This is a genomic window from Pseudomonas sp. 10B238, assembly GCF_000970615.1.
Taxonomy (GTDB): Bacteria; Pseudomonadota; Gammaproteobacteria; order Pseudomonadales; family Pseudomonadaceae; genus Stutzerimonas.
The window spans coordinates 346,827-364,621 of the sequence record NZ_KQ033927.1 but is presented as its reverse complement, the minus strand read 5'-3'; the positions used below and the strand labels follow the sequence as shown (position 1 = coordinate 364,621).

Here is a 17,795-nt window from a genome sequence, read left to right as displayed (position 1 = left end):
CCCGCCGTAGCGAAGACGGCCAGCACATGGGCTGGCCATTCACTAGCGACGATTACTGAGCAGAGTCGAGCAACGCCTGTGCTTGTTCAAGAACCTGGAGTGACTGGGTGTGATCTCCCGCTTTATGCAGCTGCTCTCCTTCCGCTCGTAATTCCTTTACCTTCTCCAGCGTTGCCGGATCGCTTGGCGGATTGCTTTCTAATTGCTTGTCGATCTTGGCCATGTCCATTGGGCAGTGCATTGCCCAGACTGGCGCAGATAGAGCGGCTGCTGCGATGAATAAGAGTAAGCGGCGCATTATCTTATCTCCGGTTGAGTGGCATTCGTGAGTATAGGAGCGGTGTGGAAACCGTGCGGCTTTTCGATATAAGGTTGTGGAGCGCTCAGTTGGTGAGTGTTGCGATAGTTATCGTACAACTGCTGGGCTATGATAGGCCCCAGTCCGCTTCATAGAGATCGATGTGTCCATGGAAAACGAGATCGCTCAGCCACGTGTTCGCCGTAAACACCGCAGCCTCGCACAGGAACTTGTGACCGAGCTGTCGCAGCAGATCCGCGACGGCGTCATCAAGCGCGGCGACAAGTTGCCTACTGAGTCAGCGATCATGCAGGCCCAGGGAGTGAGCAGGACGGTTGTGCGTGAGGCAATCTCGCGTCTTCAGGCGTCTGGCTTGGTTGAGACTCGCCATGGCATTGGCACTTTCGTGCTCGATACTCCGAGCACCACCGGCCTACGCATCGACCCGGCCACTATCGGGACGCTACGTGACGTATTGTCGATTCTTGAGCTGCGGATCAGCCTTGAAGTCGAGTCCGCCGGCTTGGCAGCGCAGCGACGGACTCCTGAGCAATTGGCGGCAATGCGCGACTTTTTGGATTCACTACAGCGAAGTGCAGCGCTTTCCAGTGAAGCGGCCGTGTCGGACTTCCAGTTCCATTTGCAGATCGCCGAAGCAACCGGCAACCGCTACTTCACGGACATCATGAATCACCTGGGCACGGCGATCATTCCTCGCAGCCGGCTCAACTCCGCGCGCTTGGCTCATGATGACCAACCGCACTATCAGCAGCGCTTGGGTCGCGAACATGAGCAGATCTACGACGCTATCGCTCGTCAGGACGCAGAGTCAGCTCGAGCTGCAATGCGTCTGCATCTGACCAATAGCCGCGAGCGACTGCGTCAGGCTCATGAAGAGGCGGAGACCGACAAGGTCAGCTGACACCGACTCTCAGAGTCGAACCGCCGCCGACCTCGTGCTTCGCTGTCGGTCTCTGCCGATGAGCTTTGTGGATTGAATGTCACCCGTTGGCGCAAGCGCGCCAACTCACCTCGGGTTGGCTTGCTTAGTTCTTGCGGTACGCCAGCAGGACGATTCCTCCGACCACAATCAGACCACCCAGTATCTGCATGGGGGCCAGCAACTGGCCAAGCACCAACCAGCCAAGCAGCATGCCAGCGACCGGCTCCATATTCATGACGGGTGCGTTGCGAGCGATGTTAAGCCGCGGCATGCAGATGAAGAGCGTGGAAAACGCCGCGCCATAGAGAAGTACCAGGCAACCCAATGCGATCCAACCAGCCGTTGCGCTGGGCAGGCCTAGGCCACCTGGTATAACGCCGCTTGCGCCGAGCAGGGCGGAGGCGCCAAACACCACAACTAAGGTCAGCATGCTTCGCACCGAGCCGGCCATGCCCGATAGCTTATGCTCGGTGACCCACAGCGCCAGCGCGAATACCCCGGCTGCGGTAAGGCTGAACAGGATGCCAGCAATCCATTTAGCGTCAGGCGCCTCACTGGTCATTAGACGTGTGGGGACGTCCAGAACCAGTACCAGGCCGACCAGGATCAGTCCCATGATCGCCAGCGCGTGGCGTGTCGGTCTCGGCCCGCCCAGCGCCCATGTGAGCAGTGCAAGCAGGATGGGCGAGAGATTGACGACCAGCAGAGCCAGCGCAACCGGAATGCGCGCGACCGCTGAGTAGATGCAGAAGCTCTGAACCGTAATCAGAAGCCCAAGAAGGGTTTGCCAACGCCACGTGGTGCGACTCAAGCGCAGGGACTCGCGCCTCCAGAATACAAGCGCAGCCAAAGCCAGCAGTGTGACGCCGGCGCGGCAGAGCATGGCCAGCAACAGACCGGTATCGTGATCGAACGCGATGCGCGCGGCGATATGGTTGGCTGCGAACGAGCAAGCCAAGGTGGCCAGAATCAGTACGGCAATATGACGTGGAAACGGTGTAGCAGCTTGCATCGGGTCAATCCTGTGTTAAGCAGCATCACGGTGTTCGGGCGCCGTTTGCAACGGCGGTGGCAGTTGTTTCATTGCTTGATCGTTCGGGCCTGCAAAGCAAAAACGCCGCCCGGGTGGGCGGCGTCGGAGTTTGCGTTATTGGACTATCAGAGCACCACGCTGGGCAACCAGAGTGAGATCGCGGGGATATAGGTAACCGCGAGCAGCACCATGAACAGCGCCACATAGAAGGGCAGCAGTGCCTTGACGGTGTTCTCGATAGTGACCTTGCCGATCGCCGCGCCGACGAAGAGTACCGCACCTACCGGTGGCGTGATCAGTCCGATGCCGAGGTTCACCAGCATGATCATGCCAAAGTGCACTGGATCGACACCAATACCGGTGATGACAGGCATCAGAATCGGCGTGAGGATCAGGATCAGCGGCGCCATGTCCATCAGCGTGCCAAGGACCAGCAGCATCATGTTGATGCACATCAGGATCACATAGCGGTTGTCCGACAGGGTCAGGAACATCGTGGTGATCTTCGACGGGATCTGCATCAAGGTCATGATGTAGCCGAAGCTTGCCGCGAACGCGATCAGGATCATCACCACCGAGAGGGTACGAACGGTGCGGTGCAGCAGCTTCGGCAGCTCGCGCCATTTGTAGTCACGGTAGATGAACATGGTGACGAAGAAGGCCCATACCACCGCGATGGACGCTGATTCGGTCGCCGTGAATACACCCGAAAGAATGCCGCCCAAGATGATGACCATGGTCATCAGGCCCCACAGCGCTTCGACACAGATCTTCAACGCCTGCTTGAGCGGAACGACCTCGCCCTTAGGGTAGTTGCGTATCCGGGCAAAGATCAGACACATGGTCATCATCACGGCGCTGAGCAACAAACCAGGCCCGATACCGGCGATGAATAGGGACGAGATCGAAACGGTGCCGCCAGCGGCCAGCGAATACAGCACCGAGTTATGGCTGGGTGGAGTCAGCAGCGCCTGGACAGAACCACTGACAGTAACGGCCGTGGAAAACTCGCGAGGGTAGCCCTTTTTCTCCATTTCCGGGATCAACACCGAACCTACCGAAGCAGTGTCCGCCAGTGATGAGCCGGAAATCGCGCCGAAAAAGGTCGACGCCATGATGTTCACCAAGGACAGGCCGCCGCGCACGAAGCCAACCAGTACCGCAGCGAAAGCCACCAGGCGCCGGGACATTCCGCCCTCGGCCATGATCGCACCGGCCAGAACAAAGAACGGAATTGCGAGCAGGGAGAACTTGTTGACGCCGCCGGCGACCTGGATCATCACCGCATCGAACGGAATATCAATCCACCAGGCGCCGATCAGCGCTGACATGCCCAGCGCGTATGCCACTGGCATCCGCAGCAGAAAGAGTACGGCAAAGCTGCCGAGTAGAATCAGCGCGTCCATTTACACGGCCTCCTTGCTGTCTTCGACCAGCTCGTAATTGACCGCACGTCGGTGGCTCTGGTCGCCGAAGATAATGCGTTCGATGACAAACAACAGCGTGATAGCGCCGCCGATTGGGATGGGCGAGTAAGTAATGCCAACACGAAGGGTCGGCAGCGTGCTCATGAACTGATTCCAGGTCGCGATGCACAGCTTGATGCCCCAGATGGTCATGAACAGGCAGATGATGCCCATCAGGATCTGTACCAGCAGTTCGATATGCCGATGCAGATGTTCAGGCAGGCGGTCGGTGAACATGGTCACCGCCATATGCGCGCCGGCGCGGTAGCTCGCCGCAGCGCCGAGAAAGGTAAATATCACCATAAGCAGAATGGCCACGGGTTCAGGCCAGCCGCCACCAGAGCCCAGCACGTAGCGCGCGAAGATCCCCCAGGGGATGATCATGGACATGACCACGATGGCCAGTCCCGCGACCCAAACACAGGTCTTGTAGATCGCGTCGTTGACGCGCAGCAGCGTGTTTTTCATCAGACTTCACCACAGGCGCGGCGGCGAGCGAAGCTCGTCGCCGCGAGGTTTTTCAGAGGGAACGGATTACTGAACGGCTTCGATACGCTTGATCAGCTCGGCGTAAGGTGCGCCGTACTTTTCGCGAACCGGGGCGGTCGCATCGTAGAAGGGCTTCTTGTCGACTTCGATGAAGGTGACGCCTTCTTCCTTGAGCTTGGCTTCGCTGCTAGCGGTCTTCTCGTCCCACAGCTTGCGCTCTTCCATCTGCGCTTCCTTGGCGTATTTCATGACGATCTCCTGCTGCTCCGGGGTGAGCTTGTTCCAGGTCGTCTTCGACATCACGATCGGCTCAGGAAGGATCAGGTGACCGGTTAGCGAGTAGTTTTTCGCGGCGCGGAAGTGATTGTGCTCAAGCATGGTCGGCGGGTTGTTCTCAGCACCATCGACCACACCGGTCTGCAGGGCGCTGAAGATTTCGCCGGTGTTCATCGCAACGCCCTGGGCACCCATGGCGTTCAACGTATCGATGAACAATGGGTTGCCCATAACACGGATTTTCATGCCCTTGAGGTCTTCAAGGTTACGCACGGGCTCTTTGGTGTAGAGGTTGCGTACGCCACCGTCCATCCATGCCAGGCCGACCATGTTGAAATCGGAGTTGGTGATCTTGTCGAGGATTTCCTGGCCAATCTCACCATCGATAACTTTGCGCATGTGTTCGTGATCGCGGAACACAAACGGCATGTTGAAGGCGTTGACGTCCGGAACGACCGGGCCGAGTGTGCCCAGGCTGACACGGGTCATCTGCACCGCGCCGAGTTGAACCTGTTCGACGACTTCTTTCTCCGAACCCAGCACGCCGCCTGAGAACATGCGGAACTTGAGTTCACCGTCGGTGGCTTCTTCGATTTTCTTGCCCATGTTTTCCTGAGCGACCACGGTCGGATAACCGGCAGGGTGGATCTCAGCGATTTTCAGCGTCATCTCCGCGTAGGCGGTGCTCGACAGGCAGAAGGCCAGCGGAAGTGCAGCGATGAGCAACTTGCGTTTGAAGTCCATGTGAATCTCCGTCTTGTTTTTGTTGGTATGCAGCGTTGCGAGCGTCAAGACCGGGACACTGCGTGCCCGTCCTTATGGGTGAAGCGTTAGCGGAAGCGGGGTTCCTCCAGTCCGGCGACGCCGGGTTGCAGGGCGAATACGCCACCTGCCAAGGGCTGATCGGAGAGATCACCGCCCGGGCGGATGGATGTGACAAACAGGGTGTCGAGGCCGGAGCCACCGAAGGCGCACATGGCTGGCTTCTTCACTGGCACTTCCAGCGAGCGATCGAGGCGTCCATCCGGGGTGAAACGGTGGATAAGGCCGGCATCGTTACCGCAAATCCAGTAGCAGCCATCAACATCAACCGCCGCGCCGTCGGGTCGACCGGCGTGCAGGTTCATGTCGACGAACAGCCGGCGGTTGCTCGGCGTGCCACTGTCGATGTCGTAATCGAACGCCCAGATGGCCTGCACGCTGGGGTGCGAGTCGGAGAGGTACATGGTGCGCCCGTCGGGGCTGAATCCCAGCCCGTTGGGTACGATGAAATCCTGCAGCTGAGCCTCGAGTGATTCGCGGGCAGCCGAACCATCGATCTGGTAGAGCGCGCCGGCCCGAGTGCCAGCGGCCATATCCATAACCATGGTGCCAGCCCAGAAGCGGCCCTGGCGGTCGCAGCGCCCGTCATTGAATCTCATATTGCTCGCGCCATGCTGCACGCCAGCAAGGCGGGTGCTGCTGAGTGTGCCGTCGTTCTGCGGGGCGACTTCGAAAATGCCGTCTTCCATACCGGCAACCCAACGATTCGCATCTCCTTCGCGGCGAGCGATACAGGCGATCATCTGATCACCGGTCCAGCGCGTCACGGAAGCATCTGAGGTCTTCCAGCGAAGCAGCTGCCTGTTGGGTATGTCGACCCAATAGAGCGCCTGCTCGGAGGCCTCCCAGACCGGGCTCTCGCCCGTTGCGTTCTGTGCGTCGACTATCAGTTCTGCTGAGTTTGCCATGGCGATTCTCTTGTTATTTTCGCGGCGTGGCGGGAATCAGTCGTCGAACGGGCCTGCTTCGCAGAAGGCGCCACCCTGGTAAATCAGGGCTGGATCATTGGGCGCATAGGGCGGTTGCTGTTCGATTTTTTCGCGGAACACTTCGGAGGTGTCCTGCGGCTCGAAACCCAGATGCGTGGCCATGTGGTTGTCCCACCACAGGTCACGGTTCGCCGAGGCGCCGTAGACAACGGTGTGCTTTACGTTCGGGGTGAACAGCGAGCGCTCGATCAGGTTGGTCAGATCGCGATAGCTGAGGTAGGTGGCCATCATCCGGCGGTTGAGTGGCTCGGGGAACGAGGAGCCGATGCGGATGCTGACGGTCTCGATGCCGTAGCGATCGAAGTAGAAGCTCGCCATGTCCTCGCCATAGGATTTGGACAACCCGTAATAACTGTCCGGACGACGGGGAGCGTTGGCATCGATGGTTTCAGTCTGCTTGTGAAACCCGATCACATGGTTGGAGCTGGCAAAGATCACACGCTTGATGCCGTGCTTGCGTGCCGCTTCGTAGATATGGAATACGCCCTTGATGTTGGCTTCGAGAATTTCCTCGAAAGGACGTTCTACCGAAACGCCACCGAAGTGGGCGATTGCATCAACGCCTTCGCAGAGGGCGTGCACAGCGGCTTTATCTGCAAGATTGCACTGCACCACTTCTTCGTGATCGCCGGTGGGAGCATCCATGGGGGCGATATCGGAGAGGCGGATGATCTTGGCGTAGGGGCGAAGCGTTTCACGTAATACCTTGCCCAATCCTCCTGCGGCGCCTGTCAGCAGGAGGCGATTCAAGGGTGTGGGAGCGGTCGTCGTGCTTGTCATTGAGGTCTGCCCATCGCTTGTTGTTTTTGGTGTCATCGGTTGTCAGATGACTTGATTCGATTATTTCTGCGGTTATGGGCTTTTGTCAACCTGACAAGTCGATTGTTTCAAGCCTGCGCAAGTTGTCTTACTCCGCGGTATCGAGTCTGAAAATAGCCCCCAAAGCCACTGGTTTCGCCGCTTAAAGCACTTATCTTGCGCCATGAAAGGGTCACGCTAGCGAGACCGTGGGTTTATTCGCATACCACTAAAGTCGAGTGTGGTGCCGTTCTGTAATGGGGCCGAGCCTGACAGCCGCGGGGATTGAGGTTGTATGATGACATTGCGACGCTAGCCGGACCGTTCTCTTGAGTGGAACGCAGTGCAAAGGGGCACGTTTGGCAAGCATTCCGAACCTGAACGAGGACAACCGATGGCTATTCAACCGAACACGGTGCTGGCAGATGATGGCATCTGCTGGGTCAAGCTGCGGACAGTAACCTTGCCGCTGCGCAAGGCCGTCAGCGATGCAAAGGTTTTGACCGGGCGGCAGAAGCCCCTTGAGTCAGTCAGCCTGCTGTTTGCGGAAATTGAAACCAGCCAGGGGCATAGCGGGCTCGGCTTTAGTTATAGCCTGCGTACGGGAGGCCCAGCGCAATATGCCCATGCTCAGGAAATCGCGCCGCTTCTGCTCGGGGAAGACCCCAACGACATTTCCCGACTCTGGAGCAAAATGATCTGGGCCAGCGCATCGGTCGGTCGTGGCGGCGTTGCGGCGCAGGCAATTGCCGCAATCGACACAGCGCTGTGGGATTTGAAGGCACGGCGTGCAGCGCTACCGCTGTCCAAATTGCTTGGCGCGCACCGCAGTGCCGTGCCTTGCTACAACACCTCGGGTGGGTATCTGCAAGCATCCATCGATGAAGTGCTCGACAAGGCTACCCAGTCGCGGGAGCGCGGCATTGGCGGCATCAAGATGAAGGTCGGCCAGCCGAACCGACGTATGGATCTGCAGCGCGTCGAGGCCTTACGCAAGCATCTAGGCGAAGACGTACCGCTGATGGTTGACGTCAACCAGCAATGGGACCGCATCACCGCACTGCGAATGGGGCGCGAGCTCGAGCAGTACCAGCTCGAATGGATCGAAGAGCCGCTAGACGCGCACGACGTCGCCGGTCACGCCGCATTGGCGGCACAGCTGGATACGCCGATCGGTACAGGCGAAATGCTCACCAGCGCTACCGAAGCGCTGGGTTATGTCGATACCGGCGCGGTGGACGTGATCATGCATGACGCCCCACGCCTGGGCGGTATCACGCCGTTTCTCAAGGTGGCGCATGCGGCCGAGCAGCGCGGCATGGTTATGGCCCCACACTTCGTCATGGAAATTCACCTGCATCTGGCGGCTGCCTATGAGCACCAAACCTGGGTGGAGCACTTTGAATGGCTGGAGCCGGCATTCAATGAGCGTCTGGAGATCCGCGACGGGAAAATGATCGTCCCGAACCGACCCGGTTTGGGGTTGAGCCTGAGTGACCAGATAGGGGGGTGGACGCTGGCTGAAGTGGAGATCGGTAAGCGCGCCTGAACGAAACACCGCGCCCTCAGGCGCGGTCTCGAAACCGCTTGAGTACCGCTTAGCCCAGCGCCGCGGGCTAAGCAGCGCTGACTCAGGTTTCCTGCAGCTTGGCCGCAGTATTTTTTCGGCTACGCAGCGCGCTGAACAGGTGCCAGGCCACCGATGCCAGCGCCAGGAACAGGAATGTCGCGGAAATGGGATTGCTGAGAAAGCCCATGAAGTTGCCGTCGGACAACATCAAGCCACGCCGCAGATTCGTTTCAGCCATTGGCCCCAAGATGAAGCCAATAATGAACGGCGCGGCCGGCATCCCGCCCTTGACGAAGCCGTAACCAATCAGGCCGAACAGCAGAATGGTCCAAACGTCGAACACCCGACTGCTCAGACCGAACGCACCCACAACGCAAAGCACAAGGATGATCGGCAGGAGGATGTGCTTGGGCACCGCCAGCAGCTTGATGAAGATGCGCAGACCGTAGAACTCCAGAACCAGCATCATCACCGAGGCGAGAATCAGCGCGGCGAAGATGGTGTACACCAACGCACCCTGGCTGATGAACAGCAGCGGGCCCGGTTGGATGCCATGGATCATGAAGCCGCCGAGGAGAATCGCGGTCACGGTGTCGCCCGGAATGCCGAGCGTCATCAGCGGAATCATGGCGCTACCGATGCCCGCGTTGTTGGCGGTTTCACTGGCGACGACCCCTTCCACAGCCCCCTTGCCGAACAGTTCGGGATGCTTGGAACGCTTTTTCGCGATGATGTAGGACACGATGTTCGAGGTACCCGCACCGATGCCCGGCAAGATGCCAATCCCGATACCGATCAGCCCGGAGCGAAACGCGTTGGGAATCTGCCCGAAGAACTCCTTCAGGGAGAACCCAAAGCCTTTCACGCCTTTCATGCTCACTGAGGCGATCTTGCTTTTGTGTGCCGCTCTGCCGGTCTCGGCGATCTTGATCACTTCCGCCACGGCAAACATACCGATCATCACCGTCAGCATGGCGAAACCGCCGTTGAGGTTCGGTGAATCGAATGTGAAGCGGCGGATGGCGTCGACCGGGGCGATACCCACCGTGGAAAACGCAAAACCAAGCGTGCCAGCGTAGATGCCTTTAAGCAGCGAGCCGGTGGACAGCGTGGCGATCAGCGTCAGTGAAAAGATTGCGATGGAAAAGTATTCATGGGGCCCGAAGCGCAAGGCAATTTTTGCCAGCGAGGGCGCAATGGACATCAGCGCAACTATGCTGAAAATGGTGCCGAGAAAGGAAAACACGACACCGACGCCCAGCGCCTTCAGCCCTTCGCCTTTTTCCATCATCGGGCCGCCGTCGAACGTCGTGGCGATGGAGGCGGGCGTGCCGGGAATCTTCAACAGGATGGCGGAGATCAGGCCGCCGGAGGTCGCGCCGATGAACAGTGCCACCAACAGTGACAGGCCCGCGGCAGGGCCCATGGTGTAAGTCAGCGGCAAACACAGCGCGATCGCCATGGTAGCCGAGAGCCCAGGAACCGCACCGAAGACGATGCCCACGGCAACGCCAAGGGTGATCAGGATAAAGATATAGGGCGAGAAAACCGCGCCAAAGCCGGCCTGCAGTAATTCGAACATGGCCGCCTCCTAGATTTTCAGAAAGCCGGTCGGGAGCATCAGATCGAAGCCCTGCCGGAAGGTGAAGAAGATCAAAGCGGAGGTCACCACCGCGATGACGATGTACGTGATGTGGTTGACCTTCTGCTCGCGCGGTGTGATGACGATGAACTGCGCGTATAGATAGAGCACGGTCATGATTGGGAAGCCGACCTTTTGCAGCAGGGCAACATAGACCGCGATCAATCCGAGCGTTTTGAATACCGTTGGATAGTCCGGCGGCGTTGCAGCCGATGAGTCAGCATCCGCATCGGGATCAGCGGGAGGCTGGGTTGCCTTGGTCGCGGTCAACAACTGCAGCGCGCCCAGCAGGCATAGCCCAACGGATAACACGTAGGGAACGGTGGAGGCGTCGATAAAACCTTTGCGCGGAAGATTGATCGTCAGGAACAGGTAGAACAGGCCGGCACCCAGCATCAGGGCTCCGACCAGTAACTCCTTTCTCTTGTAGGTATCCATGGGACTGCTCTCGATTCAGAGGGAAGGCTGCCGGGCGCAGCAACTACGCCCGGCATCGTGCCGCGGGCGTTACTTGCTCTGACGCAGTTCGTCCTTGTACTTCATGAAGTCTTCGCGGGTGTTCGTCAGGCGGTCGATCGACTGGTTGGTATCGAAATAGCTGACCGGCTGCTTGAAGGTCTTGCGCAGCTCTTCCTCGTACGCAGGCATCTCGGTGATCTGTTTCACGATGCCTGACATCTTCTCGATGATTGCCGGATCAGTACCGTCCGGGAACGCCACGATGTAGGGCTTCTCCATGACGAAGTCGACGCCTTGCTCCTTGAACGTCGGCACGTCACCGAGCAGTGGGTTGCGCTCCTCGTTGGGCTGGCCCAGGGCAACCATCTCGCCACTGGTCACATAATCCTGCACCGAGCCGTAGCTGATCGCAGCGAGGTCGATACGATCACCCAGCAGGGCGACGACTTTCTCGGAGACTGTGCCAGCGTCGACCATTTTCAGCTTGGTGTCGGTCAGGCCTTCGAACATCAGACCCTGCAGGTGGGAGTAGCTGCCCATCTCGGTGCCGTAGGTAACGCTGCTCGGCTCGGCTTTGGATTTGGAGATCAGGTCTTCCAGCGTCTTCAGGCCTGAGCTTTTCGAGGCAACGAATACGGTGCCTTTGTCCACACCCGCGATACAGCAGATATCGAAGGCGTCCAGGCTGTCCTCGGTCAGGCCGGCGACCTCATTGACGATCATCTGTCCGGTATGGGTGAAAAGGATGGTGTTGCCATCCGGATCGGCCTGCTTGACCTGTTCGGCTGCGAGCGTTCCGCCACCGCCAGCGACGTTGGTGATGACCATCGCCTTGCCGGTGAGTTTGGTGAAGTACTTGGCCATGGTGCGGGCGTTGAAGTCGGTGTCGCCGCCAGCGTTGGCGATGACGACGACCTGTACCGGGCGAGTGGGCCATTCGGTTTCAGCAGCAAAGGCACTGCTGACGGCAGTGGCGAGAAGGGCGGAAACGAGGGAGGCGCTGATAGCTTTTTTCATTGTATGTCTCTCCGGTGGTTGGGGTTGCGGCGCTTCTTTGATCTTCTTGTTAGCGGCCCAGGCTTGGTTGCTTGGGGTCGTACTTCCAGCCAGGTACCAGGTACTGCATGGCCATGGCATCGTCTCGGGCGCCGGTGGCGACCTTGTTGTACAGCTCATGGGCGGCCATGATCCGGTCCATATCCGGTTCGATGCCAAGGCCTGGCTTGTCCGGCACCTGAACCGCGCCGCCAACAATCTGCAGCGGTTCACGGGTCAGACGCTCCTGGCCTTCCTGCCAGATCCAGTGGGTGTCGATGGCCGTGATGTTGCCCGGTGCTGCGGCCGCAGCATGGGTGAACATCGCCAGCGAGACGTCGAAGTGATTGTTCGAATGCGAACCCCAGGTCAGACCGAACTGCTCGCACATTTGCGCCAGTCGTACTGAGCCCTGCATGGTCCAGAAGTGTGGATCGGCCAATGGGATGTCGACCGCTTCGAGGCGCAGCGAATGGCCCATCTGACGCCAGTCGGTGGCGACCATGTTGGTGGCGGTGGGAATGCCAGTAGCGCGCTTGAACTCGGCCATGATCTCGCGACCGGAGTAGCCGTTCTCTGGGCCGCACGGGTCTTCTGCGTAGGACAGGATATGGCCTTGGCCTTTGCACAGTTCAACGGCTTCGGCCAGTGACCAGGCCCCATTGGGATCAAGCGTGACGCGGGCGTCAGGGAAGCGCGACTTGATGCCGGCAATCGCCTGCATCTCTTCGCTACCACGCATTACACCGCCCTTGAGTTTGAAATCCTTGAAACCGTAGCGCGCCGTAGCGGCCTCAGCCAGCCGGACGATGGAGGCCGGAGTCACCGCTTCCTGATGACGAATGTGGTACCAGTCATCCGCCGAACCGGTACCGGCCAGGTAGGGCAGGTCGGTACGGTTGCGATCTCCTATATAGAAGAGGTAAGCCAGCATTGGCACGCTGGCGCGCTGCTGGCCGCTGCCGAGCAGCTCGGCGACCGGCACATCGAGATGTTGACCGAGCAGGTCGAGAAGGGCGGCTTCCACCGCTGTGATGACATTGTCCAGGCGCAGATTGATCTCATGCGGCTGCTTGAGGACTGCCGCTTCCGCTTCGGAGGTGACCTCGTGTTGCGTAGCCTGCGGGCCCGTCGCTGACCCGCCAGCAATGCCGCGACGCAATGCGTTGAGTATCCCGTTGTAGCGGCCGATCGGCTGGCCAAGCACCAGACCTTTGGTTCGCTCCAAGGCTTGCCTGATGCCTTCGCCACCCGGCACTTCGCCAATACCGCTGCGGCCGGCGCTGTCCTTGAGGATCACCAGATTGCGAGTGAAGTAGGGCGCGTGGGCACCACACAGGTTCAGCAGCATGCTGTCGTAACCCGCAACCGGGATGACTTGCATCTCCTTCACTACTGGCGTCGTCGCCGTTCGAGTGTCTTGCATCTGTCGTCTTGCTCCTGATTGTTTTTATGAGCGAATGTAGGTGGCAGCGCCTATCGGCGGGATGGGTTCTCTAAAGGTCGATGGCCTGCTCAGGCTCGCGGGTCATGATCAACAGACCCGCAACGAAGGGCGGGTTTGACTGCGCGTGCCGCGGCCTGCAGCGGCTGCGGTCGGAGACAATGGCCCCGTGACGCTGACCGGCCGCCGTGGCGACTACGTTCGATGGATTAACCAGGGTGCGACAGAGCGGGGAGTTTGCAAGGCGGCATACCGCTGATTGATTCATGGCTTTAAGGCTCTGGTTGTTGTAAATGTCATACGTTGTCGTATGACTTGTTGAGATTTTTATCAGCGCGTTTCATCGTTGTCAAATCGGTGAAACAAACTAATCGGCCCGTATGACCGGTCGGTCATTTATTTGTTTCAATAGGGTCGAGCCAGATTCACGTCGTGGCATTTCATCGGCTAGCGTTGTCAGCGCAAGCAAGAAGCCTGAGCCGCATGAGGACCGAGACGGCGAGGCAATAATCTTCGATAAAGAGGTAGCGCAGCCATAAGTTGTACGATAACGTATCTCCAAGGCCGAGGCCCTACTTCATCTACTCTTAGATTCACAGGATGCTCGAACAATGAACCCACAAGAACTGAAGGCCATCCTCTCTTCTGGTTTGCTGTCCTTTCCGGTCACTGACTTTGACCAGCAGGGCGACTTCAGCCGTGCCGGCTACATCAAGCGACTCGAGTGGCTGGCACCTTATGGCGCAACAGCGCTGTTTGCCGCGGGCGGTACGGGCGAGTTCTTCTCGCTGACCCCGCAGGAATACCCGGACATCATCAAGACTGCCGTCGATACCTGTGCCGGTCAGGTGCCCATCCTCGCGGGTGTAGGCGGTCCGACCCGTCAGGCGATCGCCTACGCTCAAGAGGCTGAACGCCTTGGTGCGAAAGGGCTTTTGTTGCTTCCGCATTACCTGACCGAAGCGAGCCAGGAAGGCGTCGCTCGGCATGTAGAGGAGGTGTGCAAGTCGGTCAACATTGGCGTCGTGGTCTATAACCGCAACGTCTGCCGCCTGACCGCGCCGCTGCTCGAGCAACTGACCGAGCGCTGCCCGAACCTGATCGGCTACAAGGACGGTCTGGGCGACATCGAACTGATGGTCTCCATTCGTCGTCGCCTCGGCGAGCGCCTGACCTACCTCGGCGGTCTGCCGACTGCAGAAGTCTACGCGGCTGCCTACAAAGCGCTGGGCGTACCCGTGTACTCATCGGCCGTCTTCAACTTCGTGCCGAAGTTGGCCATGGACTTCTACGGTGCCATTTCTCGCGACGACCACGAAACCGTCGGCAAACTGATCGATGATTTCTTCCTGCCTTATCTCGATATCCGCAACCGTCGCAAAGGCTACGCGGTCAGCATCGTCAAGGCTGGCGCGAAAATCGCCGGTTACGACGCCGGCCCTGTTCGTGCACCACTGACGGACCTGCTGCCGGACGAGTACGAAGCGCTTGCCGCGCTGATCGAGAAGCAGGGCGCGCAGTAACGTACGTCAGACCTATCACTCGCCCCAACCGCCGTTAACGATGCCTTCATTCATACCAGGCAGTGCGGCGGACCTCACGAAGGAGAGCGCTACGTGGCAGACGCAAAGCGATATGACAACTACATCGATGGCCAATGGGTAGCTGGCAAGAATTACCAGGCCAACATCAACCCGTCCGATCTGTCGGACGTTATCGGCGAATATGCCCAAGCGGACGCTTCGCAAGTCGAAGCCGCCATCGCTGCAGCGCGCAAAGCATTCCCGGCGTGGTCAACGTCCGGCATCCAGGCACGTGCCGATGCACTGGAAAAGGTCGGTTTGGAAATCCTCGCTCGCCGAGAAGAGCTGGGCAACCTGCTGGCCCGTGAAGAAGGCAAGACCCTGCCGGAAGCCATCGGTGAAGTGTCCCGTGCCGGGAACATCTTCAAGTACTTCGCCGGCGAGTGCCTGCGTCAGGCTGGCGAGACCCTGCAGTCGGTCCGTCCGGGTGTCAGCGTTGAAGTCACCCGCGAGCCCCTGGGCGTGATCGGCCTGATCACCCCGTGGAACTTCCCGATTGCCATTCCTGCTTGGAAAATTGCGCCCGCGCTCGCCTATGGCAACTGCGTGGTGATCAAACCAGCCGATCTGGTTCCAGGTTGCGCCTGGGCCATCGCTGACATCATCTCGCGCGCAGGCTTCCCGGCCGGCGTGTTCAACCTGGTGATGGGCAAGGGCCGCGAAGTCGGCGAAGCCATCGTCAACGACAAGCGCGTCGATGGCGTCAGCTTTACCGGCTCGGTCGGCGTTGGCCGTGGCATCGCGGCGACCTGCGTCGGGCGTCAGGCCAAGGTTCAGCTGGAAATGGGCGGCAAGAATCCGCAGATCATTCTGGACGATGCCGACCTCAACACTGCCGTAGAACTGGCGACGCAAAGCGCGTTTTACTCCACCGGCCAGCGTTGCACCGCCTCCAGCCGCATCATTGTGACCGAAGGCATTTACGACCGTTTCGTCGAGGCCATGATCGAGCGCATCAAGAAGATCAAGGTCGGTTCGGCATTGGAGCAGGGCGTGGACGTCGGCCCGGTCGTATCCCAGGCGCAGCTCGATCAGGACCTGAAGTACATCGAGATCGGCAAGCAAGAAGGCGCACGCCTGGCCTGCGGCGGCGAGCGCGTCAGCTGCGGCACTGAAGGTTACTACCTGGCGCCGACTTTGTTCGTCGACAGCACCGCCGACATGCGCATCAGCCGGGAAGAGATTTTCGGCCCGGTCGCCAACGTGGTGAAGGTCAAGGACTACGACGAAGCGCTGGCCATGGCCAACGACACCGAGTTCGGTCTTTCGGCGGGCATCTGCACCACTTCGTTGAAGTACGCCAATCACTTCAAGCGTCATTCCCAGGCCGGGATGGTGATGGTCAACCTTCCCACCGCTGGCGTGGATTACCACGTGCCGTTCGGCGGTCGCAAAGGCTCGTCCTACGGCCCGCGCGAGCAGGGTCGCTACGCCCAGGAGTTCTACACCACGGTGAAAACCACCTACATCGGCTGATCTGCCGAGTCGTCCTGTGACGCGTAATTCGCCCGAGTCGCTCAGCGGCTCGGCGATTCGCGTCGGCGGCAAACAGATCGATACACCGCAACGCGGACCATAAGAACAAAAGAGAGACGCATATGAACGATTCTACGAATCAAGGTGCTCCGGTCATCACCGAACTTCGAGTGGTTCCGGTCGCAGGGCAAGACAGCATGCTGCTCAACCTGAGTGGCGCTCATGGTCCGTACTTCACCCGCAACATCCTCATTCTCAAGGACAGCGCCGGCAATACAGGTGTCGGCGAGGTCCCCGGTGGCGAGGCGATCCGCAAGACGCTGGACGACGCTCGCGCCATTCTGATCGGGCAATCGGTCGGCAATTTCAATGGTCTGCTGAACCAGGCGCGCAAGGCATTCGCCGACCGCGATGTCGCGGGCCGCGGCTTGCAGACGTTCGACCTGCGCATCGCCATTCACGCCATCACGGCGATCGAGTCGGCGCTGCTCGATCTGCTCGGCCAGCACCTCAACGTGCCGGTTGCCGCACTGCTTGGTGACGGACAGCAGCGCGAAGAAGTCGAAATGCTCGGTTATCTGTTCTTCATCGCAGATCGCAACAAGACCGACCTTGGCTACCGCGACGAGTCGAATGCCAGCGATAACTGGTTCCGCATCCGCAACGAAGAGGCCATGACGCCCGAGACGGTGGTGCGTCAGGCCGAAGCGGCATACGAGCGCTACGGCTTCAAGGATTTCAAACTCAAGGGCGGCGTGCTGCCAGGCCACGAAGAGGTCAAGGCGATTCGTGCCCTGGCCGAGCGCTTCCCCGATGCCCGCATCACACTGGACCCCAACGGCGCCTGGTCACTGGCCGAGGCCATCAATCTGTGCAAGGACCTGCACGGCGTGCTGGCCTATGCCGAAGACCCTTGCGGTGCCGAGAATGGCTACTCGGGGCGCGAAGTGATGGCCGAGTTCCGCCGCGCGACCGGTCTGCCGACCGCGACCAACATGATTGCCACCGATTGGCGGCAAATGGGGCACACCGTTCAGCTGCAATCAGTCGATATCCCGCTGGCAGATCCGCACTTCTGGACCATGAGCGGCTCGGTGCGGGTTGCGCAGATGTGCAACGACTGGGGGCTGACCTGGGGATCGCACTCCAACAACCACTTCGACATTTCGCTGGCGATGTTCACCCACGTGGCCGCGGCCGCGCCGGGCAAGATCACCGCGATCGACACCCATTGGATCTGGCAGGACGGCCAATACCTGACCCGCGATCCGCTGCAGATCGTCGGCGGCAAGGTCGCTGTGCCGGCCAAGTCGGGCCTGGGCGTGGAGCTGGATGAAGATGCGCTGCAGAAGGCTCATGAGCTGTACCTGGCCAAAGGCCTGGGCGCTCGCGACGATGCCATCGCCATGCAGTACCTGATTCCGGATTGGACGTTCAACAACAAGAAGCCGTGCATGGTGCGTTGAGACCAG

Annotated in this window: 16 protein-coding genes; 5 read left to right on the top strand and 11 right to left on the bottom strand. The window is 59.5% G+C overall.

The window, feature by feature from the left end:
* Nucleotides 1-52 precede the first annotated feature (52 nt).
* Nucleotides 53-298, bottom strand: a complete 246-nt coding sequence (locus tag RT21_RS01535) for a hypothetical protein (protein WP_045427260.1) — start codon at nt 296-298, stop codon at nt 53-55.
* A 169-nt stretch (nt 299-467) separates the two neighbouring features.
* On the opposite strand from RT21_RS01535, the gene RT21_RS01530 reads away from it, so the two are divergent.
* Nucleotides 468-1,220 (top strand): FadR/GntR family transcriptional regulator, encoded by a 753-nt coding sequence (locus tag RT21_RS01530; RefSeq protein WP_045427263.1) that lies wholly within the window; start codon nt 468-470, stop codon nt 1,218-1,220.
* A gap of 124 nt (nt 1,221-1,344) precedes the next feature.
* Here the strand turns inward: RT21_RS01530 and RT21_RS01525 are convergent, their stop codons facing one another.
* The 6 genes from RT21_RS01525 to RT21_RS01500 all read right to left on the bottom strand — a co-directional run bounded on the left by RT21_RS01525 (nt 1,345) and on the right by RT21_RS01500 (nt 7,096).
* Nucleotides 1,345-2,253: an EamA family transporter gene (locus tag RT21_RS01525; RefSeq protein WP_046161303.1), complete on the bottom strand. Its 909-nt coding sequence runs from the start codon at nt 2,251-2,253 to the stop codon at nt 1,345-1,347.
* A gap of 146 nt (nt 2,254-2,399) precedes the next feature.
* Nucleotides 2,400-3,680 (bottom strand): TRAP transporter large permease, encoded by a 1,281-nt coding sequence (locus RT21_RS01520; protein WP_046161302.1) that lies wholly within the window; start codon nt 3,678-3,680, stop codon nt 2,400-2,402.
* Entirely contained in the window at nt 3,681-4,208 is a 528-nt protein-coding gene (locus RT21_RS01515; protein WP_045427272.1) for a TRAP transporter small permease, read from the bottom strand.
* 66 nt (nt 4,209-4,274) lie between these two features.
* Nucleotides 4,275-5,249 (bottom strand): TRAP transporter substrate-binding protein, encoded by a 975-nt coding sequence (locus tag RT21_RS01510; protein WP_045427275.1) that lies wholly within the window; start codon nt 5,247-5,249, stop codon nt 4,275-4,277.
* An 86-nt stretch (nt 5,250-5,335) separates the two neighbouring features.
* Nucleotides 5,336-6,235 (bottom strand): SMP-30/gluconolactonase/LRE family protein, encoded by a 900-nt coding sequence (locus tag RT21_RS01505; protein WP_046161301.1) that lies wholly within the window; start codon nt 6,233-6,235, stop codon nt 5,336-5,338.
* Nucleotides 6,236-6,271: 36 nt separating this feature from the next.
* Complete coding sequence (locus RT21_RS01500; protein ID WP_045427281.1) at nt 6,272-7,096, bottom strand: NAD-dependent epimerase/dehydratase family protein; 825 nt, start codon at nt 7,094-7,096, stop codon at nt 6,272-6,274.
* 412 nt (nt 7,097-7,508) lie between these two features.
* Between RT21_RS01500 and RT21_RS01495 the strand changes: the two genes are divergently transcribed.
* On the top strand, nt 7,509-8,663 hold the full coding sequence (locus RT21_RS01495) for an L-talarate/galactarate dehydratase (RefSeq protein WP_046161300.1): 1,155 nt from the start codon (nt 7,509-7,511) through the stop codon (nt 8,661-8,663).
* Nucleotides 8,664-8,745: 82 nt separating this feature from the next.
* Here the strand turns inward: RT21_RS01495 and RT21_RS01490 are convergent, their stop codons facing one another.
* The 4 genes from RT21_RS01490 to RT21_RS01475 form a co-directional block, all read right to left on the bottom strand.
* On the bottom strand, nt 8,746-10,266 hold the full coding sequence (locus tag RT21_RS01490) for a tripartite tricarboxylate transporter permease (protein ID WP_046161299.1): 1,521 nt from the start codon (nt 10,264-10,266) through the stop codon (nt 8,746-8,748).
* A 9-nt stretch (nt 10,267-10,275) separates the two neighbouring features.
* On the bottom strand, nt 10,276-10,764 hold the full coding sequence (locus RT21_RS01485) for a tripartite tricarboxylate transporter TctB family protein (protein ID WP_046161298.1): 489 nt from the start codon (nt 10,762-10,764) through the stop codon (nt 10,276-10,278).
* A 69-nt stretch (nt 10,765-10,833) separates the two neighbouring features.
* Entirely contained in the window at nt 10,834-11,802 is a 969-nt protein-coding gene (locus RT21_RS01480) for a Bug family tripartite tricarboxylate transporter substrate binding protein (protein WP_046161297.1), read from the bottom strand.
* 49 nt (nt 11,803-11,851) lie between these two features.
* Nucleotides 11,852-13,246: an enolase C-terminal domain-like protein gene (locus RT21_RS01475; RefSeq protein ID WP_046161296.1), complete on the bottom strand. Its 1,395-nt coding sequence runs from the start codon at nt 13,244-13,246 to the stop codon at nt 11,852-11,854.
* A gap of 629 nt (nt 13,247-13,875) precedes the next feature.
* On the opposite strand from RT21_RS01475, the gene kdgD reads away from it, so the two are divergent.
* The 3 genes from kdgD to gudD all read left to right on the top strand — a co-directional run bounded on the left by kdgD (nt 13,876) and on the right by gudD (nt 17,789).
* Nucleotides 13,876-14,787: a 5-dehydro-4-deoxyglucarate dehydratase gene (gene kdgD / locus RT21_RS01470; RefSeq protein ID WP_045427304.1), complete on the top strand. Its 912-nt coding sequence runs from the start codon at nt 13,876-13,878 to the stop codon at nt 14,785-14,787.
* A 93-nt stretch (nt 14,788-14,880) separates the two neighbouring features.
* Nucleotides 14,881-16,323: an aldehyde dehydrogenase family protein gene (locus tag RT21_RS01465; RefSeq protein ID WP_045427307.1), complete on the top strand. Its 1,443-nt coding sequence runs from the start codon at nt 14,881-14,883 to the stop codon at nt 16,321-16,323.
* 122 nt (nt 16,324-16,445) lie between these two features.
* On the top strand, nt 16,446-17,789 hold the full coding sequence (gudD, locus tag RT21_RS01460; protein ID WP_046161295.1) for a glucarate dehydratase: 1,344 nt from the start codon (nt 16,446-16,448) through the stop codon (nt 17,787-17,789).
* Nucleotides 17,790-17,795 lie beyond the last annotated feature (6 nt).